Genomic DNA, 25,738 nt, shown 5'->3' with positions numbered 1-25,738 from the left:
TAGAGTCCCCGCACATGAGCCTGTACGACGTGATCGTGGTGGGTGCCCGCTGCGCCGGAGCTCCGCTCGCAATGCTTCTCGCCCGCACGGGGCATTCGGTTCTGCTCCTGGACCGCGCCTCCTTCCCGAGCGACACCCTCTCGACCCACTGGATGCTGCGCCCCGGTGTCGAACTCCTCGCCTCCTGGGGCCTGGAGGAGCGGCTCGCGGCCACCGGCTGCCCGCCGATCGACCGTCTGCGCGTGGACTTCGGCGGCACGGTGTTGTCCGGCACCCCGGCTGCCGCGAGCGGACCCGCGACGACGTACGCCCCTCGCCGTTCCGTGCTGGACGCACTGCTGGTCGACGCGGCGCGGGAGGCGGGCGCCGAGGTGCGCGAAGGTTCCTCCGTGCGCGAGGTGGTGTGGGAGGACGGCGTCGTGACCGGTGTGCGGGGGCAGGACGCGCGGGGCACGTCCTTCACCGAGCGGGCCCGGCTGGTGGTCGGCGCCGACGGACGCGGTTCGACGGTCGCGCGGGCGGTTCGCGCTCCCGTGACGAAGGACCGCGGGGCGCTCGCCGCCACCCTCTACGGATACTGGTCGGGCGTGTCGGCCGACGGGGCGGAGACGTTCGTACGGCCCGGGCTGGGGGCTTCCCTCTGGCCCACCCACGACGGACTGACCGTGGTGGCACTCACCGTGTCCCGCACGGAGTTCCTCGCCCACCGTTCCGGCGCCGAGCGGCTGTACCTCGACGCCCTGGCGCGCGTGCCCGAGCTGCGGGCACGGTTGGCCGGCGGGCGTCTCGCCGAGCAGGTCAGGGCCGCCGGGCAGCTGCGCAACTTCTTCCGCCGGCCGTACGGCCCCGGCTGGGCGCTCGCGGGTGACGCCGGACAGCACAAGGACCCGATCGGTGCGCACGGCATCTCGGACGCGTTCGCGGACGCCAACGGTCTCGCGCGGGCGATCGGCCAGGAGTTCTCCGGCACGCTGCAGCCCGGACGGGCCATGGCCCGCTATGCCGCGCGGCGTGACGCCGGCCGGGCCGCGATGTTCGAGTTCGTCTGCCGCCAGGCCTCATTGGGGCCGCTGGACGAAGACTTCACCCGGGTCGTACGAGCGGCCGCCGAGGACGCCCGCCTGCGGGGACGGCTGCTCGACGTGTTCGCCGGGAGCCGGCGCGTCGAGGAGCTCTTCCAGCTCGCCGCGGCGCCCACCGGCGTCCACGCGCAACTGCCCCAGGACCGCACTTGAACGACGCACCCCCCGAACCAACAAACATACCACCCGGTTGGTTTTGAGTCCTCCGGTGGTTTGCCGCGCCCGCCGGTACCCGGCGCGCGGCCATAACGGCAGTGCGTCGGACGGGGCCGGCCGATACCCTGGGGCCATGTCCACGCCCCGGATCTCCTAGCTCACGGACCCGCTTCCACGCCAGAAGTGTGTCCATTTGCTACCCGGAGCGTCATCAAATGATCACTGTTAACGGTGTCGGCCTGCGCGTCGGCGCCCGTCTGCTGCTGTCCGACATCTCCTTCACCGTCTCGGCCGGCGACCGGATCGGCCTGGTCGGCCGTAACGGTGCGGGCAAGACGACCCTCTTGAACGCCCTCGCCGGGCAGGCCCGTCCCGCCGTGGGAACGATCTCCCGTACGGCACCCGTCGGTTACCTGCCCCAGGATTCCCGCGCGGCGGATCCCACGGTCACCGTCACCCACCGGATCCTCTCCTCCCGCGGGCTCGACCAGGCGGTCCGGGCCCTGCGTGCCGCGGAGGCCGCCATGGCGCAGGCCGCGGACGATGCCGGCCGCGCGCGGGCGATGAACGCCTACGTCCGCGCGGAGGCGGCGTTCCAGACCGGCGGCGGCTACGCGGCGGAGACCGAGGCCGCCCGCATCGCCGCCGGGCTCGGGCTGCCGAACCGTGTCATGGCGAAGCCGGTCGGCGAGCTTTCCGGAGGTCAGCGACGACGGGTGGAGCTGGCCCGGATCCTGTTCGCGGGCGGCGACCGCACGCTGCTGCTGGACGAGCCCACGAACCACCTCGACGCCGACTCCATCGCCTGGCTGCGCACCTTCCTGGCCGGCCACGGCGGCGGGCTGATCCTGATCAGCCACGACACCGGACTGATCGCCGACACCGTCAACCGGGTCTTCCACCTCGACCCGCAGCGCGCCACCATCGACGTGCACAACACCGGCTGGGCCGCCTACCTGACCCAACGGGATGCTGACGACCGGCGGCGCGCCCGCGAACGGGCCAACGCCGAACGCAAGGCGGCCTCCCTGCACGCCCAGGCCGACAAGATGCGGGCCCGGGTGGCCACGGCCACCGCCGCCCGGAACATGGCCCGCCGCGCCGACCGGATGCTGGCCGGCCTCGAACCCGCCCGGCGGGCGGAGAAGGTGGCGCGGATCAGCCTGCCCGAGCCCGCCCCCTGCGGCCGGATGCCGCTCGGGGCCGTGAGCCTGGCCAAGTCGTTCGACGGCCGGGCGGTGCTCAGCGGTGTGGACCTCGCCGTCGACCGGGGCAGTCGGCTGGTGGTCCTCGGCCTCAACGGTGCTGGAAAGACCACCCTGTTGCGCCTGCTCGCCGGCCGGGAGACGCCCGACGGCGGCCGAGTGGTGCGCGGGCACGGGCTGCGGCTCGGCTACTTCGCCCAGGAGCACGAGACCCTGGACTCCGCCCGGACGGTCCGGGAGAACCTCGCGTCCGCCGCGCCGCATCTGAGCGACGGCGAGGTACGGCGCGTGCTCGGCGCGTTCCTGTTCACGGGGGAGGACGCCGACAAACCGGCCGGGGTGCTCTCAGGAGGCGAGAAGACCCGGCTGGCGCTGGCCACGTTGGTCCACTCCGGTGCGAACGTGCTCCTGCTGGACGAGCCGACCAACAACCTCGACCCGGCGTCCCGCCATGAGGTCCTGGAAGCGGTGGGCACCTACCCGGGCGCCATCGTGATGGTCACCCATGACGAGGGTGCCATCAAGGCCCTGCGCCCGGACCGGGTCCTGCTGCTGCCGGACGCCAGCGAGGACCTGTGGAACGAGGACTACCTGGACCTGGTCGCCCTCGCCTGACACACGGTCGGTCGCCCGGCGTCCCCCGGCACTGCCGCGCAGGCGGCGCCGGGGGACGCGGATCCCGCTCCCCTCAGGGCCCCGTCCGGCCAGGCGCACGGCGGGCCCTCAGCGGTCCTCCCCGGCGGCGCAGGACCCGCGGAGCACTCAACTCGTGGGAGAGCAGGCGCTCGGCCACGGCCGTGCGCTGCTGTGGATCGAGCACGGCCAGGGCCGCGAGCAGCCGTCCCACGGTCGCATCATCAACCCCGCCCTCCCGATTCCCGTCCCGCTCGTCGCTCTCGTAACCGAGGAGTCGCGCGGTCTCGGCGTCCAGCGGGGCGTACGGGCCGGTGTCCCCGTCGCGGGCCCCGGCCGAGCCGCGCAGCGGTTCGGCGGCCCGGTCCGGGAGCAGGTCCGCATACCGAGGCAGATCGGCGTCGTCCGCCGCGAGCAGCAGGTGCTTGGCGATGAGCCCGTCCTCCGGGAAGGGGGTGCTCACCGCGAGCGGGGCGAGCGTCTCGGGCGCCAGGCCGAGGACGCAGCCGGCGTGCAACAGCACCTCGCGGACGCGCACGGCGCCCGGTACGTCGGGCAGCAGGGCCGCCGTGCGCTCCAGGAAGCGTGTCAGCACCTTCTCGGGTCCGGCGGCATCGGCCTGCTCGCCGCCACGGTAGTAGCGCGCCAGGTACCCCTGCCACCAGGCCAGCTGCACGGCGTACAGCTCGGCGACCGTGGCCCCGTAGGCGTCCTGGGCGAGCAGCCCCTCCTCGGTGAGGGCCTTGAGCGCGGGGACGAGGTCCCGGTAGACGAGCCTCATCCAGGTGTGCGGGGAACGCTGGATTCCCCAGCACTCGCCGTGCGCGTGGTCGCCCAGCACCTCGGCAAGGCTCACCTCCCCGGCGACGAAGTCGGTGCGCAGGCCCGTCGCGGTGGTCTCATAGCGGTAGAGGTGGTCGGAGGTGCGGGGCGCCGACGGGGTGGGGAGTGCGCTGTCGATCAGACACTCCACCTGCGCGTACTGCTGCCGGAGTTCCTCGAACGGGATGTCGAGGCCCGGGTGGAGCGGGTCGGCGAACCGGACCTTGATCTTGGCGATCTCCTCCGACAGCGCCTGGTAGAGGAAGATCTTGTCGAACCGGTAGCTGAACGAGAGCCCGATGTAGGGGAAGACGGTGCAACTGCGGCACTCCGGGCGCTGGCCGACCTCCTCGTCGCGCACGCGCAGGAACTCCTCGTCCTGCACCAGTTCGCGCAGGGGGCGGTCCCACGGCACCGAGTTGTCGAACGCGTGGTAGCAGGGCAGGACCAGGCGCCCGTCCGGGCCGACGGTGAGGATGCGCTTGTTGGCGAAGCACGCGGTGGGCGCGAGGGGGTCCAGGTTCTCCATGTACTTGCGGAAGTGCAGGTTGATCAGTGCGAACGGCTGGTGGAGCAGCCGCATCAGCTCGGCGGCGATCGGTCCGCCGGTCGGCTCCGACAGGTCCATCCGGTCCGCCCGTGCGGCGGCGACGTCGGCGAGGGGCTTGCCGTTCTGCTCGATCAGCTTGAGCTTGCGGGCGGTCCGCTGCACGTCACGGACGGTATCCTGCTCGTCGAAGTACTCGAACATCCCGGAGAAGTAGATGGTGATCCGGTTCTCGTGGGCGAAGCGCAGCAGCTCCGGTATCTCGTCCACGTTCTCCCGGGTGACGACGCAGATCAGCTTCAGGTTTCCGGAGCCGGTGGCCGCGATCCGCCGGATCACGTCCAGGGCGCGGTCCAGCGTGGGGACCCCGCGGATCTGCCGGTAGCGCTCGGGGCTGAGCGTGTCCAGCGAGACGTTCATGGTGTCGACGTAGGGCACGATCGCGTCGATGTGCCGGGCGAACCGGATGCCGTTGCTGGTGATCTCGACCGTCATGCCGAGGGACTTCGCGTACTGGACGATCCCGTCGATGTGCGGGTGCAGCACCGGCTCGCCGCCCGTGAAGTCGACGTAGCGGACGCCGAGTCCGTACAGCTCGTCCAGGATCCGGCAGGCCCGCTCCAGGGTGAGCTCCTCGTACCCCTTGAACTTGTCGTCCTGCCAGACGTTGCAATACCCACAGAGCGAGTTGCAGCGGAAGGTGATGTAGAAGCGGGCGGACTGCAGGGTGCCGCGCGGGGTGGTGGTCGTGCGCGGGGTAATCGCGGTCACTGTGTTCGTTCTCCGTCTGTGTGTACGGCGGGGTCGAGCAGGTCTGGTCGTCCCGGGACCGGTGGGAGGGGGCGCGGGTCAGGGCAGCGGGACGCCCCGGGCGGCGATCCACAGCTCGTACCACTCCTCGTGGGTCAGGGCGCAGTCGCGCGTCGCCGCGTCCCGGCAGGCGCGGATCCGCTCGGGCCGGCTGGTGCCGAGAACCGGGGTGATGCCCGCCGGGTGGTGCTGGAGCCACCACAGCAGGACCGTCTCCGGGGTGGTGTCCTTGCGCCGGGCGAGCTCCTTGACCAGCTCCGCTGCCGGGGACGGCACGGCGCCGGTATAGCGGCCGTTGGCCAGGGCTCCCCATGCCTGGAGCTCGATGCCGTGGTCGACGCAGTGTTCCAGCGTGCCCTCCGGGAAGGCGGTCCCGGCCCGGGCCGGGGTGTTCACCAGCACCCCGGCCTCGACCCAGTCCCGCCGGGCCAGGCTCATCTCCAGCTGGTTGACCGTCAGGTCGTGGTCGAGACGGGCCTGCAGACGGACGATCTGCGCGGCGCTCATGTTGGAGACGCCGAACCGTCTCACCAGGCCCTGCCGGTGCAGCCGGTGCAGGGCACCCGCGATCTCGTCGGGATCGGCGAGCGGATCGGGGCGGTGCAGGAGCAGGGTGTCGATCACGTCGGTACGCAGCCGGGTCAGACTCTCCTCCACGCACCGCAGGATGCTCTCGCCGCGGAGGTCGTACAGGCCGGGCCGGTCGCCCTCGGCGAGCCGGATGCCGCACTTGGTCTGCAGCTCGACGCGGTCGCGAAGCCCGGGTGCACGGGACAGCACCTCGCCGAAGACAGCCTCGGACTTGCCGAACCGGTATATGTCCGCGTGGTCGAAGCGGGTGATCCCCGCCTCCAGCGCGGCCTCGACCGCGGCCTCGGCGCGGGCGATGTCGTGGGCGGTGTACGGGGTCCGGTCCCATCCGCCGCCCAGGCCCATGCAGCCGTACACCAGCCGGCCCCGGCGGCCCTGCCGCGTGTCCGGGGTCCTCCGTGTCTTCTCAGTTCCGGTCGGGTCGGTCATCGTCCTTCGGCCTCCTTCACGGCGTCGGCGAGCAGTTCGGCGAGGGCGAGCACCGGGAGCTGGGTGTTCGCCGCGGGAACGGTGGGCAGGACGGAGGCGTCGGCCACCCGCAGGTTGTCCACGCCCCGCACCCTGCCCTCGCCGTCGACGACGGCCGCCGGGTCGTCGTGACGTCCCATCGCGCAGGTGCCCACCGGGTGCCAGTACGTGCCGAGCCGGGCGCGCAGCTCCTCGTCCGGCAGGTCGTGCGGGGGGCGGCCCTCGAGGGGGCCGGCCAGGGGTTTGAACTCCGCGGTCGCGGCGAGCCGCTCGACGAGCCCCAGGCCCGAGCGGAGCGCGGCGATGTCGTGGCCGGCCGGGTCGGTGAGGAACGCCGGGTCGATGTCCAGGGGGGCGTGGGGGTCGGCCGAGCGCAACCGCACCCGGCCCCGTGAGCGGGGTTTCATCAGGAAGGCGGAGATACCCGCCTCGTACTCCCCGGGCGGCAGCGTGCCGAACAGCGGGTCGCCCGCGGAGGGCAGGAGGTGCAGGTCCCAGGATCCCTCGGGACAGACCTTGCTGGCCGCCCTGATCAGCATCCGGCTGACGTACAGCTCGCCCGCCTCCTCCTTCGCCGCCAGGGCGGCGTTCAGCTCGGCCGTCGGGGCCAGCGGTACGAAGACACCGGGCTGGTCGACCAGGTTCGCGCCCACGCCGGGCAGATCGACCGCGGGCCGGATCCCGGCCTCGCGCACGTGGCCGGCGGGCCCGATGCCGCTGCGCAGCAGCAGCGCGGGCGAGCCGAAGGCGCCGCAGGCGACCAGGAACGTGTCCGCCTCCAGGGTCTCGCGCCTCCCGTCCACGAGCACCTCGGCGCCCCGGACCCGCCCGTCGCGCATGGTCAGCCGGTCCGCGGTGGCACGGCCCAGGATCGTCAGGTTGGGCCGGGACCGGGCGTGTTCGAGGTAGGCGAAGGCCGCGTTCCAGCGGAGGCCGTCCAGCGCGTTGATCAGCGGGGTGCCGCAGCCGGGTCCGCCCGCGGCGGCCATGTCGACGTCGGTGTAGCCGAGTTCGCGTGCCCCCGCCAGGGCGGCCCGGGCCCAGACGGAAAGTTCCCGGTCCGGTACCGTCCGCAGCCGCATCTGCTCGATGGCCCGCAGCCGGTACGGGTCCATGGCTCCGGCCGACCACCGTGGGCCGCCCGCGTCCGCCCATTCCCGATGGTCGGCCGCCGAACCCCAGGTGTGCCAGCAGCCGTTGACGCACGAGGAGCCGCCCAGGACGCGGGCGCGGATGCGGTGCACGTCCGTGTGGCGCTCCCAGACGTCGTCGCGCGGCAGGGCCCGAGCGTCGAGCAGCGTGCCCGGCCACGCCTGCCGGTCGGGGCCGTAGTCCGGTCCGGCCTCCACCAGGCAGACCGTCCGGCCGGAGTCCTCGCTGAGCCGGGAGGCCAGCACGCAGCCGGCCACTCCCCCGCCGAGGATCACGACGTCGTATCCGGCCGGGGACGCGGCACGGGAGGCGGACGAGCCGCTCATCGTACGCGTCATGTGAGGTCACCGGCCACATCCGCACCCGCGGTCACGGCCTCCTCGGACACGGACCGTCCCTCCAGCTTCGCCACTTCGGCGAGGAGTCCAGCCTTCCCGATGGAGTCCGTACGCGTCGACGGCACGGTACAGGCGTACGCCCCGGCGACCGCCCCGTACAGAGCACACCGACGGGGGTCCTCGCCGTTCAGCCAGCCGAGCAGGAACCCGGAGGCGAAGGCGTCGCCCGCGCCGTTGGAGTCCACCACGGGGGCCGGCGGCGGGACGGCGGGGGCATGCGTCAGTTCGCCGTCGGCCAGCAGGTGGGCGCCCTCGGCTCCGGCCGTGGCCACGACCACCCGGGCCCGGCCGCGCCGCGCGATGTCACGCATGGTGCGCTCGGGGTCGTCCAGGGCCGTGGTGGACAGGAAGACGAGGTCCGCCGCCAGGGCGAAGGGCTCGTGGTAGGGGTTGGCCCCGTCCCAGTCGTGCAGGTCGGTGGAGATGGTCAGCCCGGACTGCCGCAGCACGGGCAGCGCGAGCGCGCACGGATGGGTGATGACGACGTGGGCGTGCCGGCTGACGGCGGCCAGGGCGCGCACCGTGTCCTCGGGCAGCCGGTCCGACTCGTGCGCACGGCTGTCGTCGTACAGGGACAGCCGTCGTCCGTCGGGTCCGACCAGGTTGACCGCGCGCTTGGTGCCGCCGGGCAGCGGCACCTCGGTGAGGGGGATGCCCCGGTCGCGGTGGAGTGCGCGGACCAGATCGCCCTCGTGGTCCTCACCGATCATGTCGAGGTGGTGGGTGCGCAGGCCCAGCGCGTTCACCCCCAGTGCGACGAAGTCCCCGCTCTGTCCCGCTCGGGTCTCGATGCCGGGCCGGATCATGTAGCTGTCTGCGTACGGGAGCGGCAGCTCGGGGACGTGGACGATGGTGTCCACGCCGGAGCCGCCCAGGACGAGGACATCGGTCTCGGTGTTCATGGTTCTGGTCGTTCCTCTCGGTCGGGAAGGTGGATCAAAGGAAGGGCAGGTCGCGGTAGACCTCGGCGACCGCTCGCGGACCCGGGTGCGCGCACAGGTCCTCCAGGGTGAGCGGACTCCCCTCCGGTCCGGCCACGGGCAGTCGCCAATTGGGGTACTCGTCGGTCGTGCCGGGGAGGTTCTGCGGGCGGCGGTCCCCGACAGTGTCGGGCAGCCACACGCCCAACAGCTTCGCGGGTGTCCGGGCGAGGAAACCGTGCAGGGCCAGGACCTCCCGGCTCGGGACGCCGTCCTCTCCCGCATCGGGACGGGTGTCCCCGTCGGCCTCGTCCCCGTCGGTCTCGTCCTCGGGGCCGAGAACGCCGGTTCTGCGCAGTTCGGCCAGCCAGCCGTCGCGTTCGGCCGCGGCCGCGGCCCGGGCCTGCGCCACCGGCTGGGTGAGCATCCCCAGGCGGTCCTGGAGCCGGATGTGGTCGCCGTCCAGCCAGGCCGCCGTGCTGGGCAGGTCGTGGGTGGTGAGGGTGGCCAGGCAGTCGGCGCGCCAGTGCTCGGGCGGCAGCGGGCCCGAGCGCTGTTCCGAGCCGCCGAGGTACTCGAACCGGAGCACCGAGGTGCCCAGGATGCCGCGGTCGGCCAGTTCCTCGCGCACCCCGTGCTCCACGGTGCCGAGGTCCTCGCCGATGACGATGCTGCCGGCCCGGTGCGCCTCCAGGGCGAGCACACCGAGCAGCGCCTCGTGGTCGTAACGGACGTACGTGCCCTCCCCCGCAGGTGCGCCCTCGGGGATCCACCAGAGCCGGAACAGTCCCATGATGTGGTCCAGGCGAAGCGCGCCCGAACGGCACAGGGTGCCGCGCAGCACCTCGGCGAAGGGGGCGTACCCGGCCTCCGCGAGGGTGTCGGGGCGCCAGGGCGGCAGCCCCCAGTCCTGGCCGCTCCGGTTGAAGTCGTCGGGCGGGCAGCCGACCGTCACTCCCCGGGCCAGGTACGGCCCGAACTGCCAGGCGTCCGCGCCCTCCGGGTCGACGCCCACCGCGAGGTCGTGCATCAGCCCGATCGCCATTCCCGCCCCGCGCGCGGCGTGCTGCGCCTGCGCGAGCTGCTCGTCGACCAGCCAGGCGAGTCTGCGGTGGAACTCGACGCGGTCGGCGAGCGTGGCACGGGCGGCCTCGATTCCGGCTCCGGCGGGGCTGCGCAGCCCCGCCGGCCAGGAACGCCAGCGGGGGCCGTGCACCTCGGCGAGCGCGCACCACAGGGCGTAGTCCGCGAGCCCTTGGCCCCCGGCGTCGGCGTAGCGGCGGTACGCGTCCCGGCGGGCAGGGGCGAGCGGGGTGCGGTGCACCAGTTCCAGAGCCGACAGCTTCAGTGCGCGAACGGCCTCCCGGTCGATGTGTCCGCCTTCGAGTACGCCCTCGTTCAGCTCCCTCGCGTGCTCGAGCAGTCGGGCGGCGCGCTCCCCGTCCTCGGGCGACAGGGCGGCGAACTCGGGGAGGGCCTCGATCCTCAGGTTCATCGGATCGGGATGGCGGCGGGTGCCGGGACGGTAGGGGGAGGGGTCGGGCAGCGGTCCGGGCACGTACCCGTGCAGCGGGTTGAGCAGGACGAAGCCGGCGCCCAGAGCACCGGCCCAGCGGACGAGTTCGACCAGGTCGCCGAGGTCGCCCAGGCCCCAGGAGCGCCGGGAGAGCACCGAGTACAACTGCACCAGGAATCCCCAGCCGCGCCGGTCGGGCCCCTTCAGGCGCTCGGGTGCGACCAGCAGCGGTACCGTCTCCGCGCACGTGCCGCGCAGCGCGTGCAGGACGTGGCGGCCGACCGGAAGCGCGGCCAGTTCCGCGCCGTGGGCGCTGACGCGGTGGCGGCGGCCGTCCTCCGTCTCCGCCCACAGTTCGGAGCCGGGCGGGGCGACCGGGGTCCGCGGGGGCCGCCCGGCGCGCACCACCACACAGGGCGGCAGCAGGTGCGCCGCCAGGGCCCGCCTGCGTTCGGTCACGGCGTCGCGGATGCCGCCGGGAGTGCTCGTGTCGACGTCCAGTGCGCCGAGCACGGCCCGCAGGGTGTCCGGGGAGATGTCGGCCCGGCGGCCGAGATCGGTGGTGTAGTGGGTGGCGACGCCGTGGAGGCGGGCCAGGTCGGCCAGGTCGTGTCCGGCTCGGGAGCCTCGTGGGGTGTGGTGGCCACGGACGGGGGGCATGGGGGCGGCTCTCACTGAGGGGTGGGCGGTCAGGGGCGGGTCGAGGCGGGTCACGCCGGGCGTGCGGGCGGGAACAGCCGCTCCAGGACGACCGCTACGCCGTCCTCCTCGTTGGTCGGGGCGATCTCGTCGGCGCGGCGCCGGAGTTCTTCGTGGGCGTTGCCCATGGCGACGCCGTGGGCCGCCCATGCCAGCATCGGAAGGTCGTTGGGCATGTCGCCGAAGGCGATGGTGTCGGCGGCGCTGAAGCCCAGTGTCCGGGCGGCCGCGGCCAGGCCGGTGGCCTTGCTGACCCCGGCGGGCAGCAGTTCGATCATGTCTTCCCCGGAGTGGGTCACGGTGATCCGGCCCGCGCAGACCCGGTCCGCCAGCGCGGCGAGGGTGTCGTCGTCCATGCGCCGGCTGCGGATCAGCACCTTCTCCACGGGGCGGGTCCACAGACCGGCCGGGTCCTCGACGAGCCGCCAGCCGTGCCGGACGCGCTCCCCGAAGCCGGGGGTGACCAGGAACTCCCCGGACAGGCCCGCGGTGACCACGCCGAGTTCCAGCGGTCCCGCCACGTCGGAGATGCGTGCGACCGACTCCCTGGCGGTGGGCCGGTCCAGGGTCGCCGAGGAGAGCAGCCGGTCCGCGCCCACGTCGTACAGCTGGGCACCCTGGCCGCACACCGCGAGGCCCCGGTAGCCCAGGGGCTCCAGCAGGCTGCGGCAGCCGGCGGCCGGGCGGCCCGTGACCACCAGGTGGCGGGCGCCGAGCTCCGTGGCCCGGGCCAGGGCCGTACGGGTGCGCGGGGAGACCTTGAGGTCGCCGCGGAGCAGCGTGCCGTCCAGGTCGGTGGCGACGACCCGGAAGCGGGGCGGGCGGCGGTACGGGACGGGGGTCATCGCCCGGCCTCCCCGCACGGGCGGCCGGTCCTGCCGTGCCGTGCCCCGCCGCCGGCGCTCCCGTTCGGCGTCTCCTCGTGCAGGGTCAGCAGGGTGTGGGCGGCCAGGGTGGCGGCGTCCGTGATCCGGCCGGCGCGGACGAGCTCGCGCCACTGTTCCGGGTCGGCCGACCGCTGACGCATGTCCGCCTCGCTGGCCTCGCGTTCGGGCTCTCCCTGGATCAGCCCCTCGGCGAGGAAGACGTGGCAGCCCTGTGACGCGTAGCCGTAGGCGACGTGCACGAGGCCGAGGTAGGTCATCCGGGTGGCCCGCAGCCCGGTCTCCTCGCGCAGTTCGGCGCCGGCCAGGTCGACCAGGGCCGCACCGTCGTGCCCCTCGGGCCAGGAGCCCTGCGGGAACTCCCAGTAGCGGCCGCCCACCGGATAACGGTACTGCTCGACCAGGTGCACGGCGCCATTGTCCTGACGGGGGATCACCAGCGCGTAGTCCGGTTTGTCGACGACGCCGTACACGGCGGGAGTGCCGTCGGGGCGGCGGACGTCGTCCTCACGGACGGTCATCCAGGGGTTGCGGTAGACCTCGCGGGAACGGACGGTACGGATCACGGGGCAGCCTCCAGGAGGACGCGGATCCCGTCGGCGACCCCGCGCACCCGCAGCCCGTGCCGGCGCAGGAAGTCGTCCAGCAGGGTGCTGGTCAGGCAGGTGTACGCGGGCCGGCTGGCGTACCGGCCGTGGGCCTTGGGCACCCGGACGACCCGGGAACGCGGCACGCCGAGGCCATCGGCGACGGCCTCGGCCCATGCGGCCCGGGACACGCGGTCGGGGCCGCCGAGGTGGAGCAGGCCGGGTGTGCCCGGGGCCAGGGCGGCGGCGGTGACGGCGGCGACGTCGTCGACCAGGACCGGGGTGGTCCACTGGTCCTCGGGGGCCTCCACCTGCTCTCCGCCGCGCAGCCGGTGGGCGCAGGCGGCGAAGAAGTTCAGCCAGGTGGCGGAGTCCGCGGGCTCCCAGCCGTAGACCAGGCTGACCCGCAGCACGGTCGTGTCGCTGGCTTGCGACACGATCCGCTCGGCGGCGCGTTTCGCCCGGCCGTAGGCGTTCGCGGGGGCCGTGGCGGCGGATTCGTCGTTGGCCGGGGAGGTGCCGTCGAAGACGTTGTCGGTGGAGATCAGGACGGTACGGCGGCCGGGCGCGGCCGCGGTGAGGTTGGCCGCCGCCGCGGTGTGCAGTTCGGCCGCGCGCTCGGGGTCCGTCTCGCACCAGGTCACGTCGGACGGGCCGTGCACCAGGACCAGCCGGTCGGGCCTGACCTCCTCGACGACGCGGGCACAGGCGGCCGCGTCGGTGGCGTCCAGGCGGACCCAGGGCCCGGACCGCTGCGCGGGCGGGCGGCGGGAGGCCAGGACAGCGGTGTCGCCGCGGGTGGTCAGCCGGGCCGCGACGGCCCGGCCCACGAAGCCGCTGCCGACGACCAGGGTGGTCGAGCCGGGCGCCGGCGCGCCCGCGCTCGTGCCCGTGCCCGTGCTCGTGCCCGTGATTCGGGTCATACCGGCGTCACCGCCCTGCGCTCGGCGTCCCGGGTGGCGAGCAGGCGTCCGGCGCCGATGAGCCCGTGGTCGTCGTCCGGTGCTCCGAGTTCGACCATCCGCCGGATCTCCACCGTGTCCAGCCCGAAGCAGCCCAGTCGCTCCAGCTCCTCGGTGAGCAACTGCACGTAGCGAGGCCCGACGGCCAGCGCGAAACCACCCATCAGGATGTAGCGCCGTACCCCGATCGAGGTGAACACCGAGGTGATGGCCAAGGCCAGGTGGGCCAGACCGCCGCGCAGCACCGCCGTCGCGAAGGAGTCCCCGGTGCGCACGGCGGCGGCCAGCGCCGTGTTCTCGAGCTGTTCGGAGTGGGGTGCGGCCTCGGCGAGCGCCGAACGGGCGTAGCCCTGCGGGTCGGCGAGCGCGGCGCGGCGGGCCGCGGCGAGCACGCCCCGGCCCGAGGCGATCCCGCCGAGGTGGCCGCGTGCTCCGCAGTCGCACAGGGGCGCTTGCGGCGAGGGGTCGCAGGTCCAGTGGCCCAGTTCGCCGCCGTGGCCCTCGGCGTCGAGGAGCACCTCACCCGCCCGGTAGACCTTGCTGCCGATCCCGGAGCTCACCGTGATCAGGCAGAACGGCTGCTCGTCCGGTCCGTTGACGTAACGCCACACGGCGGCCGTCAGGTCGTTGACCAGGATCACGGGGATCCCGAGGCGTTCCTCCAGCAGGAGGCGGAGGGGCAGGGGTGCGCCGAGCTCGCCCCAGACGGTGGGCGCGGCCACCACGCGGCCGTCGGCGGTCACCGGTCCGGCGAAGGCGACGGCGAGCGCGTCGCTGCCGTGCCGTGCGACGGCCTCGGCGGCGACGGACGTCAGCTGGTCGACGACGCCGGACTGCAGGACGGCCACGGACGCCCCCGGCCGGCGGGCCATGCCGTCCGTGGGCATGCGGCGGACGTCGGAGACCGTGTCCGTCCCGGCGCAGTAGCGGGCGATCCGCAGCACGGTGCCGCCCACGTCGACGACGGTGAAGGCGCGTTCAGACACGTGGTCCTCCGGTCGGTCCGGTCGTATCGGGCTGTCCGGCCCCGGTGGGCGCCCGTTCCGTCGAGGTGTCGCACCGGGTTCCCGGGAGCTCCAGGGCTGCGCGGGCGTCGGGGGTCCCCACCTGCTGCACGGTGCCGTCCTCCAGCACGATCGCCGAGTCGACCTCGGCCCCGGCGGGCACGTGTGCGCCCGGCAGCAGCACGCTCCGGCGCACGTGCGCCCCCGCGCCGACGCGGACGCCGGGGAAGACGACGCTGCGCTCGATCCGGCCGAGGTTGACGAGGTCGGCGGGAACCAGGCTGCGGTCGGTCCCGGGGGCGGCGGTGACGATCCCGCGCCGCACCTGCGGCTGCACCGTCCGGGGCAGCATGTCGGGGGTCAGGGCCGCCCCCTCCTCCAGCAGCGCCAGGTGGGCCCGGTGGTACCGGTCGACCGTCCCGATGTCCTCCCAGTGGCCGGGGACCTCGTGGCCGAGGATGTGCTCGCCGCCCGCGAGCATGGCGGGGATGACGTCCCGGCTGATGTCGTGCTGCCAGTCGGTGCCGTCCAGTCTTTCCAGGTAGTGGTGCAGGCGGGCCGCGTCGAAGACGCAGAAGGCGGCGAAGACGAGGTCGCTGGTGGGCTCGGCGGGCTTCTCCACGAACGCCGTGAGCCGGCCTTGGCCGTCGAAGTCGACCATGCCGAAGAGGTGGACGTACCGCCGGTCGATCCGCTGGTAGGCAAGGGTCAGCGCCGCGCCGGAGCGGCGGTGGGCGGTGATCAGCGGACCGTAGTCGAAGCGGTAGACGTGGTCGGCGTGGAGCAGCAGGACCTCGGACGTGCCGGGTCCGAAGAGGTACGGCGCCTTGCGGATCAGGGCGTCGGCCGTGCCGCGCTCCGGCGGGCCCTGCGGGGCCGGGAGGCACCGGCCGGCACCCTCGCGGTACGCCCGGTCGTTCGGCCCGAAGTGGACCCGGAAGCCCGGCCGCCACCAGGTGCGGTACAGGTCGTCCATCAGTTGCCGCTCCTCGTGCTGGGAGAGCAGCAGCACCTCGCCCAGACCGGATGCCTCGGCGTTGGCCAGCGAGAAGTCGATCAGCCGGCAGGAACCGCCGAAGGGCACCAGCGGCTTGAGCCGGCCCTGGCTGAGCCGGCCCATCCTGCGGCCCTCGCCCCCCGCCAGCAGGGCGGCGCGCACTCCCTCAGCCATGGCGCACCACGTCCCAGGTGGAGCGGCCGGAGGACAGGGTGAGCAGCAGGTGGAGCTCCCCCGCGGTCCGGGGTTCCTCCCCGGTGAACTCGCCCGGTCCGGTCCGCTCGAGACGGCGGACGGTCACGTCCCTGCGGCCGGGGCCGGGAGGGGCGAGGCCGACCAGTTCCACGCGTTCCGCGTGCGGCAGGCGGTAGACGATCCGGCCGTCGCCGACCGTGCAGCGGCCTTCGAGGAGGGCGTGCAGCTCCGGGTCGCCGCCGGCGGCGCCCGCGCAGCGGGCGAAGTCGGCGCGCCGCCAGGCCGCGTCGAACAGGGCGCGGGCCGCGGGCGCGTCCAGCGGGCGGCTCCGCCGGTATGCCGGGGCGTCACCGAGCCGGGCGGCGGCGCCGGCGATCGCGTCGCGGTGGCTCTCGTACGCCTCGTCGGGCAGCAGGTCGAACCATCCGTGCCGCAGCAGCAGTTCGACGCTGTGCGCGGGCCGTGCGCCCTCCAGGAGAGCGGTGAAGGCCTCCAGGTGGAGGCGGGCGGTGCGCTCCCAGGTGAACCGGCGCGCGGTGGCCATGGCGTTGGTCCGCAGCCGGCGGTACTCCTCGGGGCGTTCGCGCAGCAGGGCGGCGGCCTGGTGGATGCGGTCGGCGAACGCTTCGGCCAGGAGGACGTCGTCCTCGGCGAAGGACCGGTTGACCGCGAAGCCGGTGGCCCGCGCGGCGTCGGGGCCGTCCAGCGGGTCGGCCACGTGCCCGAAGTGGGACATGCCCAGCTGGGCGGTGGCGATCGGAACGGCGCCGACCGCCATCGCCTCGCCCTGGGCGATCAGGAAGGTGTCCATCTCGAACTTGGACGGGAAGAGGCAGTAGTCCGAGGAGGCGGCGTACTCGATGATCCGCTGCTCGTCGACGCGTTCGCACTCCAGGTGGACGCGGCCCTTGTGGCGTTCGACGACCTCGTGCACGCGGGGATCGTCGATGCCGCCGTCGCTGAGACAGCGGAGGATGAAGTTGGCCGCCAGTCCCTCGCCCAGGACCCGGTCGACCGCCCGGAAGAGTTCGGCCTGGCCCTTGTGGTTCACGGCGTAGCGGGCGTTGTGGAAGAAGGTGGGCAGGGCGGGATCGAGGCCGAGACCGGCGAGGACGGATGCGCGGTCGACGGCCGGCCGCTCCGGTGCGGTCCAGCCGGCGCCGATGGCGCAGCCGCCGACGAAGCTCTTGTGGGCGTTGCGGCGCACGGTGTCGCGGACCGGCAGCCGAGCGAAGAGCTGTTCGAAGGGGGTGTCGGCGAAGTCGGTGTAGAACTCGAGGTGTCCGGGCGAGAGGAAGTCGACCAGGTCCGCGTGATCGGCGACCAGGTCGTAGATGCGGACGTGCCCGGGCCCGTACTCGTAGTGCAGGTGGGTGCGCTGCTGGTAGGCGCTCAGAACCGTCTCGTGCTCCGTGCGGGGGCGGCCTGGGGCCTCGTCCTCGGCGGGCAGGGCGAGCGGGGTGCCGAGGAACTCCAGGAGCCGTTCGACTTTCGGCCGGTAGACCTTCTTGGTGATCGGCATGTTGCTCTGGACGGTCCCGACCACGTGCTTGGCCGGGTCGTTCCGGAAGGCCGCCGGCATCAGGTAGTGGTAATAGGGTTCGTGGGCGTGGAGCACGGCCTCCTCGCCGCCGAACCGGTCGCGCACGAAGCGGATGGTGTCCACCTGGTAGGCGAGCGGCTTGAAGAAGACCAGGTCCCGGCCCTTGCTGTCATAGGGCGGGTAGAACCGGTCGGGCAGTTCGTCGAGCAGCTGGTTGGACAGGAAGTAGAGGTCGACACCGTCCAGGCGGAGCCGGTGGGCGGTGGTGGTCAACGGGACGCGGACCTCGGCGGGGAAGCGTTCGCCCCAGGTGTGCGGGTCGAGGACGAGGGGCAGTTCGTAGCTGTCCTCGTAGTCGAGCCGTTCCAGTTCGTACGAGCCGCGCAGTTCGTCGAGGCGGCCGTGGGCGGGGGTGACGACGGAGACGCGGTGGCCCTGGTCGGCGAGGGCCTTGGAGAGGTTCCAGAGGTAGACGGATATGCCGCCCTGGAGGAAGCGGTGGTCAAAGCCCCCGCACTCGAAGTAGGTCTCGATGATGTGCACGGATGTCGGTCCTCACCGGGCGGCCGGGAGGCCGCTGGCCTCGACGGCGTGCCGCAGGTTGATCGCCGCGTGGTAGGCGCGGTCGTGGGCGTACGCGTAGTCGAGTTCGTGGATCAGGCGGCGCAGCCGGAACAGCTGCATGGCGGGGTGGCCGGAGAAGGCAGGGCCGTCGTCGGCGAGCAGGTCGCCGGTCCGGGCCGCCCAGAGGCGGGCGGCGGCGCGCAGGCGGTCCAGTCCGGCGAGCTTCTCCGGCGTCCAGCCGGGGGTGTCGGGGCGGACGCCCGCGGCTTGGAGGAGCGCCGTGCGGCAGGTGTCCTCGGGGTCCATGCCGAGGGTGTCGGCCGCGTGGTCGGCGAACTCGTCGGCGGTGAAGATCTCCAGACCTCGCACGAGGGCGGCCATGTCCTGCCAGGGCGACTGAGCGGTCGAGGGGTCGGCCGGGTCCAGGAGCGGCGTGGACAGGTCGATGACGCAGAACTCCCATTCACCGTCCGGCAGTTCATGACGGAGTACATGGGACAGGTGCAGGTCTCCGTGGCACGGGCCGGACGGCCACGGCTGCGGCGGCAGGCCGGCAATCCGGTTCAGCGCCCGGGCCATCCCGCCGGCGGCCGCTTCGCGCACCTCGACCGGGATGCGGGTGTCGGCGAGGATCAGCGGGGTGAGGGCGGCGAGCTTCCCGGCGGCCTCCTCGAGGAAGCGGTCGGCGGGGAAGTCGGGGTACGGTCCGAGCCGGTCGGCGAGGTCCCGGTGGAAGCCGCGCAGGAACCGCCCGGCGGCACGCAGGGGCACGGCAAGGGCCTGCTGGGATCCGGTGACAGCGGCCCGGGGGGCGACACCCGCGTGCAGCAGGGGCCACAGGGCCCGGATGCCCGCCCGGAGGGGCACGTTCAGGCCCTCTCCCTCGGCGTAGCGGTAGAGCACGCCGAGCGGTTCCCGGCGGCCGGTGGCGGTGTCCACGTAGCTGTACTCGCCGACGGGCCGCTGCGTGCGGCCGCTGTCCGCCATCAGGCGCAGCAGTTCGGGCTCGCGGGTCCCGCCGCCGATCCGGCGGTAGGTCTTGTGGGCGTGGGGCGTGTCGCCGAGGTCGAGCAGGGAGAGGGCGTTGGAGCACCAGCCGGCGTCGAAGGGCAGTTGTGCCCGGTACGGGGCGGGTTCGCCGCGGAACTCGATGGCGTTGCCACGACGGGTGGTCACCCGCAGGCCGTCGCGCAGGGCGTTGACCACGGCCCGGTGGAAGGCGGCGGTGCCCTCGGCGCTGCGGCCGGGGTCGGCGTCGAGGACGGGAACGAACCAGCGGGCGGCGGTGTCCGTGCCCGGGGAGGGCTCGGGAGCGGCCGCTCGCGGGACGGTTTCCGGAATGCCGACGACCAGCAGCCGGACCTCACCGAGGGTGGCCTGGTCGACGAGCTCCCAGCCGCCGGTGTGGCGGCTGCTCCCGTCCATCCAGGGGGCGGCGCGCAACAGTTCGACCGTGGCGGGCGGAAGGCTGCCGAGCAGCAGGGTGTCCAAGGTTCAGCTCCCGGTCATCTCGTAGCGGTCGACGCCCCGGTGCCAGACGACCAGGGCGAGGGTCACCAGCCCACCGGTCACCACGAAGAGCCAGGGCAGCATGCGGGTGTGCCCGAACAGCAGGTAGGACGCGGGGACGTAGGCGGTGAAGGCGTAGGGCAGCAGCCACGTCAGCAGCCACCGCAGCGACGGGTGGTAGAGGTCGAGCGGATAGCCGCTGAACTCCCCGACCTGGTTGGCCGCGTACAGGGCCGGGAAGCTGCTGGTGGTCCAGAACGCGAGCGAGGCGAACAGTGTCTTGACCGAGGCGAGGATCAGCGTGCCGCACAGCACCAGCAGTGCGGCGAACAGCAGCTCTCCCACGCCCGGGCCGAGGCCCAGGTGCGCGGCGGCGTACCAGGCGAGAGCGGCTCCGGTGAGGAGTTCTCCGAAGCCGTCCGGGTAGAGGAAACGTTCCGACAGCAGGGAGAACAGCGGGTGCACCGGGCGGATGAGGTAGCGGTGGAATTCGCCGTTCTGCACCAGCTTGCGGGCGAGGATCCACAGCTGGTCGGTGAACATCCTGTCGAGGCCGCGCGGCAGCAGCGAGAAGCCCAGCAGGAACAGCACCTCGTGGTAGCGCCAGCCGGCGATCACGGGGACCTGCCGGAAGACCGTGTCGATGACGGCGATCTGGCCGATCACCCGCAGCAGCAGTCCGCCGGCACCGATCAGGAAGTCCATGCGGTACTCGGTCAGCCGGTGCACGCTGACGGCGCTCAGGTGCCAGGTGAGCCGGCAGTAGCGGGCGGCGGTGGCGAGCGGTCTCATCCGCCGAGCACCTCCACGCGCCGCACGGCACCGCGCCAGGCCAGGGCGGCCAGCGCGGAAAGCGCAACGGCCCAGGCCAGCTGCACGGCGAGGATTCCGGCGGCGTCGAGCGGATCGTCGTACCGTCCGAGGAGCAGCCGCAGAGGTGAGTCGACCATGCCCTGGAAGGGCAGCGCGTGGGCTACGGCGGCCAGTGGACCGGGCAGCAGCGCCAGCGGGACGACCTGCCCGGCGAAGAACGCGACGACGCTGTCCTTGACGATGCGCACGCCCCAGATGTTGGTGGTGACGAACCCGGCCAGGCCGACCAGCAGGTTCACCCCGAAGCCGATCACCAGCGACAGGCAGGCCGAGCACGCGAACAGCAGGGCGCCGGTCCAGGTCGGGGCGGTGAGCGGCATCAGCAGCGCGTAGAGGAGCACCACCGGCACCGCGACCAGGGTGGCGTTGGTCAGGGAGACCGGCAGGCCGGCGGCGAAACGGGCGAGCGGATAGCTGACCGGCCGCAGCAGCGAGACGGCGATGTCGCCGCGCTGGACCTCCCCGGAGACCTCCTCGTCCACGCGATTGGCCTGCATCAGACCGAGCACCTGGGCCATCAGCACGTACGTGGTCAGCCGGGGCAGGTCGTAGCCGCCCAGCAGACCTCCCTCGCGCCCCGCGGACACCGCGCGCCACAGGAAGACCTGCACCCCGACCGCGGCCGTCGCCGTGAGGGCGTTGATCAGGAAGGTCGAGCGGTACTGGAGCAGCCCCTGCAGACTCGCCGCGGCGAACGGCGTGTAGCGGCGCAGGGTGGCCTGGCGTGACACCGGCATCAGACGGCTGTCTCCCGGCTCCCGGCGGAGGACCGCACGTCGCCGCTGCCGTTGAAGATGCGGCGCAGCACCATCTCCAGGTCCGGTTCGGGGGCGACACAGTCGGTGATGTCGAAGTGCTCCAGCAGGAACCCCATGACCTGACGGGCCGTCCATCGGTCGGCGGGGTACTCGACCTTGATCCGGCCGCCGTCGGCCGGGATGGCCGACGCCCCGTCGAGATGGCGTTCGATCAGGCCGGTCGTGCGCTCGGAACCTGCGTCGCCGTCCCGATGCCCGGGCTGTTGGCGGTACTCGAAGACCACCGCGCGGGTGTCGGCGGTGCGCAGCAGCTCGCGCATGGTGCCCCGGTGCACCACCTCGCCCCGGTTGACCACCAGCACCTGGTCGCAGATGGCGCTGATGTCGCCCATGTCGTGGCTGGTCAGCATCACAGTGGTGCCGAGTTCGGCGTTGACCCGGTTCACCAGCTCGCGCACCGCCTCCTTCAGTACGAGGTCGAGGCCGACCGTCGGCTCGTCGAGGAACACCACTTTCGGGTCGTGCACGAGGCTGGCCGCGACCTCGGCGCGCATCCGCTGGCCGAGGCTCAGTTGCCGTACGGGCGTGTTGCCCAGGGCGTCGAGGTCCAGCAGCTCCCGGAAGAGGCCCATGTTGCGCTGGTAGACGGCGCCGGGTATCTCGTGGATACGGCGCAAGATCCGGAAGGAGTCCAGGACCGGCAGGTCCCACCAGAGCTGGCTGCGCTGTCCGAAGACGACCCCGATGTTGGCCGCGTTGCGCTGCCGTTCCCGGTAGGGCTCCAGGCCCGCGACGAGGGCGCGACCCGAAGTGGGGCGCATGATGCCAGTGAGCATCTTGACGGTGGTGGACTTGCCCGCGCCGTTGGCGCCGATGTACGCGGCCTTCGTCCCGGCGGGAATCTCGAAGGAGACGCCGGAGACCGCGTGCACCAGGCGGTACTCGCGGCTGAACAGCGTGCTTAGGCTTCCGAGCAACCCGGGCTTGCGCTCGTGGACCTTGAACTCCTTGGCCAGGTTCTCCGCGACGATCACCGCTCGCCTCCCGTCACGCGTTCCAGGGCCCGGCCGAGGAGGGCGATGCCTTCCTCCAGCAGCGCGCGGTCGATGGTGAACGGCGGGGCGAGCCGGATGATGTGGCCGCCGATCGAGGTCCGCAGCCCCAGGTCGAGGGCGGCCTGGTAGACCTCGCGGGCGACCTCGGGCGCAGGCTCGCGGGTGTCGCGGTCGCGCACGAACTCCAGGCCGTGCAGCAGTCCTACGCCTCGGACGTCGCCCAGAACCGTGTATTTCGAGTGGAGTTCGGAGAGTCTCGCGTCCATCAGGGCGCCGAGGTCGTTGACCTGCTCGATCAGGGTGTCGCGGCGGACGACCTCGAGCGTGGCCTTGGCCGCGGCGATGCCCAGGGGGTTGTTGGAGTAGGTGGAGGCGGTGGACCCCGCACGGTCGACCTGCGGGTGACGCAGCACCTCGGAGCGGCCGGCCAGCACGGCGAACGGGAAGCCCGAGGCCATGCCCTTGGAGAGGGCGACCAGGTCAGGTTCGATGCCGAACCGCTCGCCGGCCAGGAAGGTACCGGTGCGCCCTCCTCCGGTGAGTACTTCGTCGGCGACCAGCAGCACGCCGTGCTCACGGCAGCTGTCGGCGATCTGCTCCCAGTAGCCGGGTGGCGGCACGATGACCCCGGCCGCGCCCAGCACCGGCTCGAAGACCAGAGCGGAGACATTGGACTTCTCTGCGATGTGCCGGCGTACGAGGGTGGCACAGCGCAACCCGCAGGACGGGTATTCAAGTTCGAGGGGGCAGCGATAGCAGTACGGGGAGTAGCCCAGGACACTGTTGCCCGCGAAGGCCTGGTTGCCGACGTCCCAGTGGACGAGCATCCGGGCGCCCTGGGTCTTGCCGTGGAAGCCGTACCGCAGCGCCCCGACACGGTTGCGGCCGGGCTCGGCGACGGCCTGGACGGTGCGCAGCGCGGCCTCGACGACCTCGGCGCCGGTGGAGAAGAAGGCGTAGGTGTCGAGGTACTCCGGCAGCAGGTCGCCGAGCAGGTCGCACAGGGCGGCGCGGTCGGCCGTGGCGAAGTCGTGCACGTTCCAGAGGCGGGAGGCCTGCTCGGTGAGCGCCGCGACGACCTCAGGGTGGCAATGGCCGAGGGACTGGGTGAGGGTGCCGGCCGCGAGGTCGATGTACTGGTTGCCGTCGAGGTCCGTGAGCACCGCGCCGCGGCCGTCGACGAAGACGCGGCGGCCCAGCGCCGACTCCTCCGAGGCGCCCGGGGCCAGCCGCGCGTCCTCCCGGCCCAGCAGCTCCCGTTGGCGGGGGCCGGTCATCGGGCGGTGCCCAGCGGACCGACCTCGAACACCAGCAGCTTGAGCTCGGTGTCGCCGTCGTTGGCCAATCCGTGCTCGCCGTAGGGCCGGTTGGGGATCACGTCCCCTTCGCGCACGTCGAACTCCACACCGTCCAGGGTCATCCGGCCCCGGCCGGAGAGGATGACGTAGGTCTCCTGGTCGTCGGCGTGCCGGTGCGACCCGATGGAGGTGTGCGGGGGCAGCACGACGAGGTCCACGAAGGCGATCGGGGCCGGGGCCTCCTCCCGGCGGTAGGCGCGGTGGGCCAGGATCGTGCCGTTGCCGCCGTGGTCGCCGGTGACCTCGCGCAGCAGCCCCTCGTACAGGTTGGTGATCCGGACACGGGCGGGCCCGGGAGTGGGCGGGGCGTAGTGGGCAGGCGTCGGATCCGGGTGGGCGGGGCTCATCTGGGCGTGGCTCCAAGGGCTGGGCGTGCGCTGCGGGATGGACTCGGCGTGACGGGCAGGGGAGACCGAAGTGGACCGCTCGAACGGGAATGTGACGCTTTCGGGTAGAGCGAGGAGGCACCCGCCATCCGACGGAGGCGTCGGCACCGGGGGTCCATGAGGGTCCGGATCGACGCTTCAGTGCGCCGTCACGAGAGAGGTGGACCGCACCTCGGCGCGGGCACCGAGTGCCCGCAGCGCCTCCTCCAGGGCAGCGGCCGGAATGTCGTCCAGGTCGTCCACGAAGACGCCGGAACCGATGCCGCCAGGCACCACGAGGTGCAGCCGACGTCCACGCCGCTCCCAGGAGCTCTCCAGGGCTCGGCTCATCAGGTCGGGGGTGCAGGTGGCGGGGTCGTGGACCGGCAGGCCGAGCGCGACGAGAAGACGGATAATCCGCTCACCCTCCTCGGCTTCGATCAGCCCCAGGACCCGGGCGAGCTCGCTGGAGAGGGCCATGTCAATCGCAACGGACTCGCCGTGCGCGATTCGATATTCGCTCGCCGTCTCGATCACCGGGCTGAAGGTGTGACCGAAGTCCACCAGTCTGGCCAGGTCGTGCTCACGAAGGTTGGGGCAGAGTTCCTCCATCATCAACGCCATCGAGGTGCGCAACACGTAATCCTCGACACCGCGCTGCCCGAGGCCCGTCTGAGAGAGCCATGCCGATGATGGGTTCGGCCGCTGGAAGACCTCCGGACACTCCTCGAGAACCCGGAACAGGGCGGCGTCCTTGATGATCGCCATCTTGGCTATCTCGCCGAGCCCGCAACGTATGTGACGGGGTGGCAAAGTCTGCAGGAACGCAGGATCGTTGAGGGAGGCGTGCGCCGGGTGGTAGGCACCGAGCATGTTCTTGACGCCGAGAGCGTTGACGCCGGTCTTGACTCCCACCCCCACGTCGACCTGGCCTACCAGCGTGGTGTTCACCTTTATGTAGCGCACGCCCCGGCTGTAGATCGCCGCAGCGAAGCCCACCAGGTCGCAGGTGACCCCTCCGCCAACGGCCAGCATCACTCCGCGTCGGTCGAGCCCCGCCAGCTTGGCCCGGGCGCAGATCTCCTCGACCGACGCCATGGTCTTCCGGTGCTCGCCGCCCTCCAGTACGACCGCGCTCCAGCTCTCCGGGGCGAGTCGGGCCCCGAGGTAGGCGCGCAGCTGCCGCCCGTAGAGACGATCGACGGTGGGGCTGAGGAAGGCGACTACCCGGCGGTCGTCACAGTAGTCCGCCAGCAGCGGGTTCTCAGGGGCGAGGACGTCGGTCGTCACATCGACGCGGTACGAGGTTCCTTCCGGTGCGTGGAGTGTGAAACCTCTGTCGTCGCCTAAGACTCCGGGCCGCGCAACAGATGCCTGCGCCGTCACAACACTCCTCGGATAGGTCGGCCGAGTGACCGAACTGGTCTCCATTGGTGATCACAGAGGCTAAACAGTGATCGTCTCCGCTTGCAAGGAGTTGACGAAAGCTTCAGCACGCCCTTGCAAAGTGGGCGTGGCGCAGGGGGCGCAGCCGCCAGGGGCTTGTCATACGCGACCTGGCCACCTGGCCGTACATGGCGCGCGCGGTGCTTCACCCGCGCCACGTGCCATGGCGTCTGCCCCGAAGACCCACATCGCCGCCGGCCGTGGCGAACCACCGACCGTCTCCACAGAAGCACGGGCCGAGGCTCAAACCTCCCCGGCAGGACGCCGTTCCGAAGAAAGGCAATCCCACGATGCCGCCCCTTTCCGAAGGCGGTGAGCACCATCACCGCCCTCTATCCGCCCGCAACGGCGGCCCCACCTCCGGTGGTCGACATCCGTACCCGGCTGCCGGCGCCAACCCCCACGCGATCCCAGCACACCGGCCTCGCAGGAGAGATGGCCGCCGGCGAGCGGCTCCGCATAAGTTCGACGTGCCCATAAGAGAGCCAAGTGTCAGATTTCCGCATCACCGCCGCGCTCGGTAACGACCGTGGCGATCACAGCCTCCATGCTCCACGCGCAGCCGGCCGGCGGGATCGTAGACCAGCTGGGCGGAGGCACCTGACGGTAGCTCCCCGGTCTTCCAGGCGAGCCTCTCCT

20 protein-coding genes are annotated in these 25,738 nt (G+C 72.5%); 2 read left to right on the top strand and 18 right to left on the bottom strand.

Annotated elements, in window-relative coordinates; all coding sequences use genetic code 11:
* Positions 1–14 precede the first annotated feature (14 nt).
* Complete coding sequence (locus ACFY15_RS15315; RefSeq protein WP_390686951.1) at positions 15–1,235, top strand: NAD(P)/FAD-dependent oxidoreductase; 1,221 nt, start codon at positions 15–17, stop codon at positions 1,233–1,235.
* A 218-nt stretch (positions 1,236–1,453) separates the two neighbouring features.
* Entirely contained in the window at positions 1,454–3,058 is a 1,605-nt protein-coding gene (locus tag ACFY15_RS15310) for an ABC-F family ATP-binding cassette domain-containing protein (protein ID WP_390686950.1), read from the top strand.
* Between the two features lie 73 nt (positions 3,059–3,131).
* On the opposite strand, the gene ACFY15_RS15305 is transcribed toward ACFY15_RS15310, so the two are convergent.
* The 18 genes from ACFY15_RS15305 to ACFY15_RS15220 all read right to left on the bottom strand — a co-directional run bounded on the left by ACFY15_RS15305 (position 3,132) and on the right by ACFY15_RS15220 (position 24,943).
* Entirely contained in the window at positions 3,132–5,216 is a 2,085-nt protein-coding gene (locus ACFY15_RS15305) for a radical SAM protein (RefSeq protein ID WP_390686949.1), read from the bottom strand.
* 78 nt (positions 5,217–5,294) lie between these two features.
* The gene (locus ACFY15_RS15300) at positions 5,295–6,275 is read right to left on the bottom strand and encodes an aldo/keto reductase family oxidoreductase (protein WP_390686948.1); all 981 of its coding nucleotides are present in this window, start codon (positions 6,273–6,275) and stop codon (positions 5,295–5,297) included.
* Entirely contained in the window at positions 6,272–7,804 is a 1,533-nt protein-coding gene (locus tag ACFY15_RS15295; protein WP_390686947.1) for a GMC family oxidoreductase, read from the bottom strand. Before ACFY15_RS15295 ends, ACFY15_RS15300 begins: the two co-directional genes overlap by 4 nt.
* A complete protein-coding gene (locus ACFY15_RS15290; RefSeq protein WP_390686946.1) occupies positions 7,801–8,766 on the bottom strand; it encodes an adenosine kinase in 966 nt (321 codons plus the stop codon). Before ACFY15_RS15290 ends, ACFY15_RS15295 begins: the two co-directional genes overlap by 4 nt.
* A gap of 34 nt (positions 8,767–8,800) precedes the next feature.
* Positions 8,801–10,960: a 4-alpha-glucanotransferase gene (gene malQ, locus ACFY15_RS15285; protein ID WP_390686945.1), complete on the bottom strand. Its 2,160-nt coding sequence runs from the start codon at positions 10,958–10,960 to the stop codon at positions 8,801–8,803.
* Between the two features lie 50 nt (positions 10,961–11,010).
* Entirely contained in the window at positions 11,011–11,844 is an 834-nt protein-coding gene (locus tag ACFY15_RS15280) for an HAD family hydrolase (RefSeq protein WP_390686944.1), read from the bottom strand.
* The gene (locus ACFY15_RS15275) at positions 11,841–12,449 is read right to left on the bottom strand and encodes an NUDIX domain-containing protein (RefSeq protein WP_390686943.1); all 609 of its coding nucleotides are present in this window, start codon (positions 12,447–12,449) and stop codon (positions 11,841–11,843) included. Before ACFY15_RS15275 ends, ACFY15_RS15280 begins: the two co-directional genes overlap by 4 nt.
* The gene (locus ACFY15_RS15270; RefSeq protein ID WP_390686942.1) at positions 12,446–13,393 is read right to left on the bottom strand and encodes an SDR family oxidoreductase; all 948 of its coding nucleotides are present in this window, start codon (positions 13,391–13,393) and stop codon (positions 12,446–12,448) included. Before ACFY15_RS15270 ends, ACFY15_RS15275 begins: the two co-directional genes overlap by 4 nt.
* A complete protein-coding gene (locus tag ACFY15_RS15265; protein WP_390686941.1) occupies positions 13,390–14,418 on the bottom strand; it encodes an ROK family protein in 1,029 nt (342 codons plus the stop codon). The genes ACFY15_RS15270 and ACFY15_RS15265 overlap by 4 nt, the downstream gene beginning before the upstream one ends.
* Positions 14,411–15,607, bottom strand: coding sequence for a sugar phosphate nucleotidyltransferase (locus ACFY15_RS15260; RefSeq protein ID WP_390686940.1), 1,197 nt, complete (start codon positions 15,605–15,607; stop codon positions 14,411–14,413). The genes ACFY15_RS15265 and ACFY15_RS15260 overlap by 8 nt, the downstream gene beginning before the upstream one ends.
* Positions 15,600–17,714 carry a glycogen/starch synthase gene (locus ACFY15_RS15255; RefSeq protein WP_390686939.1) on the bottom strand — a complete coding sequence of 705 codons (2,115 nt, stop codon included), beginning with the start codon at positions 17,712–17,714 and terminating at the stop codon, positions 15,600–15,602. The genes ACFY15_RS15260 and ACFY15_RS15255 overlap by 8 nt, the downstream gene beginning before the upstream one ends.
* Before the next feature lie 12 nt (positions 17,715–17,726).
* Positions 17,727–19,226, bottom strand: coding sequence for a phosphotransferase (locus ACFY15_RS15250; RefSeq protein WP_390686938.1), 1,500 nt, complete (start codon positions 19,224–19,226; stop codon positions 17,727–17,729).
* Between the two features lie 3 nt (positions 19,227–19,229).
* Positions 19,230–20,036 carry an ABC transporter permease gene (locus ACFY15_RS15245; protein ID WP_390686937.1) on the bottom strand — a complete coding sequence of 269 codons (807 nt, stop codon included), beginning with the start codon at positions 20,034–20,036 and terminating at the stop codon, positions 19,230–19,232.
* Entirely contained in the window at positions 20,033–20,854 is an 822-nt protein-coding gene (locus ACFY15_RS15240) for an ABC transporter permease (protein WP_390686936.1), read from the bottom strand. Before ACFY15_RS15240 ends, ACFY15_RS15245 begins: the two co-directional genes overlap by 4 nt.
* Positions 20,854–21,909 (bottom strand): ATP-binding cassette domain-containing protein, encoded by a 1,056-nt coding sequence (locus tag ACFY15_RS15235; protein ID WP_390686935.1) that lies wholly within the window; start codon positions 21,907–21,909, stop codon positions 20,854–20,856. Before ACFY15_RS15235 ends, ACFY15_RS15240 begins: the two co-directional genes overlap by 1 nt.
* Complete coding sequence (locus ACFY15_RS15230; RefSeq protein WP_390686934.1) at positions 21,906–23,207, bottom strand: aspartate aminotransferase family protein; 1,302 nt, start codon at positions 23,205–23,207, stop codon at positions 21,906–21,908. The genes ACFY15_RS15235 and ACFY15_RS15230 overlap by 4 nt, the downstream gene beginning before the upstream one ends.
* Positions 23,204–23,635, bottom strand: a complete 432-nt coding sequence (locus ACFY15_RS15225) for a cupin domain-containing protein (protein ID WP_390686933.1) — start codon at positions 23,633–23,635, stop codon at positions 23,204–23,206. The genes ACFY15_RS15230 and ACFY15_RS15225 overlap by 4 nt, the downstream gene beginning before the upstream one ends.
* 177 nt (positions 23,636–23,812) lie before the next feature.
* Positions 23,813–24,943 carry a sedoheptulose 7-phosphate cyclase gene (locus ACFY15_RS15220; protein ID WP_390686932.1) on the bottom strand — a complete coding sequence of 377 codons (1,131 nt, stop codon included), beginning with the start codon at positions 24,941–24,943 and terminating at the stop codon, positions 23,813–23,815.
* Between the last annotated feature and the right edge of the window lie 795 nt (positions 24,944–25,738).

The sequence above is a fragment of the Streptomyces sp. NPDC001373 genome, from assembly GCF_042895815.1.
GTDB lineage: Bacteria > Actinomycetota > Actinomycetes > Streptomycetales > Streptomycetaceae > Streptomyces.
This window is presented reverse-complemented; position numbering and strand designations above follow the sequence as displayed.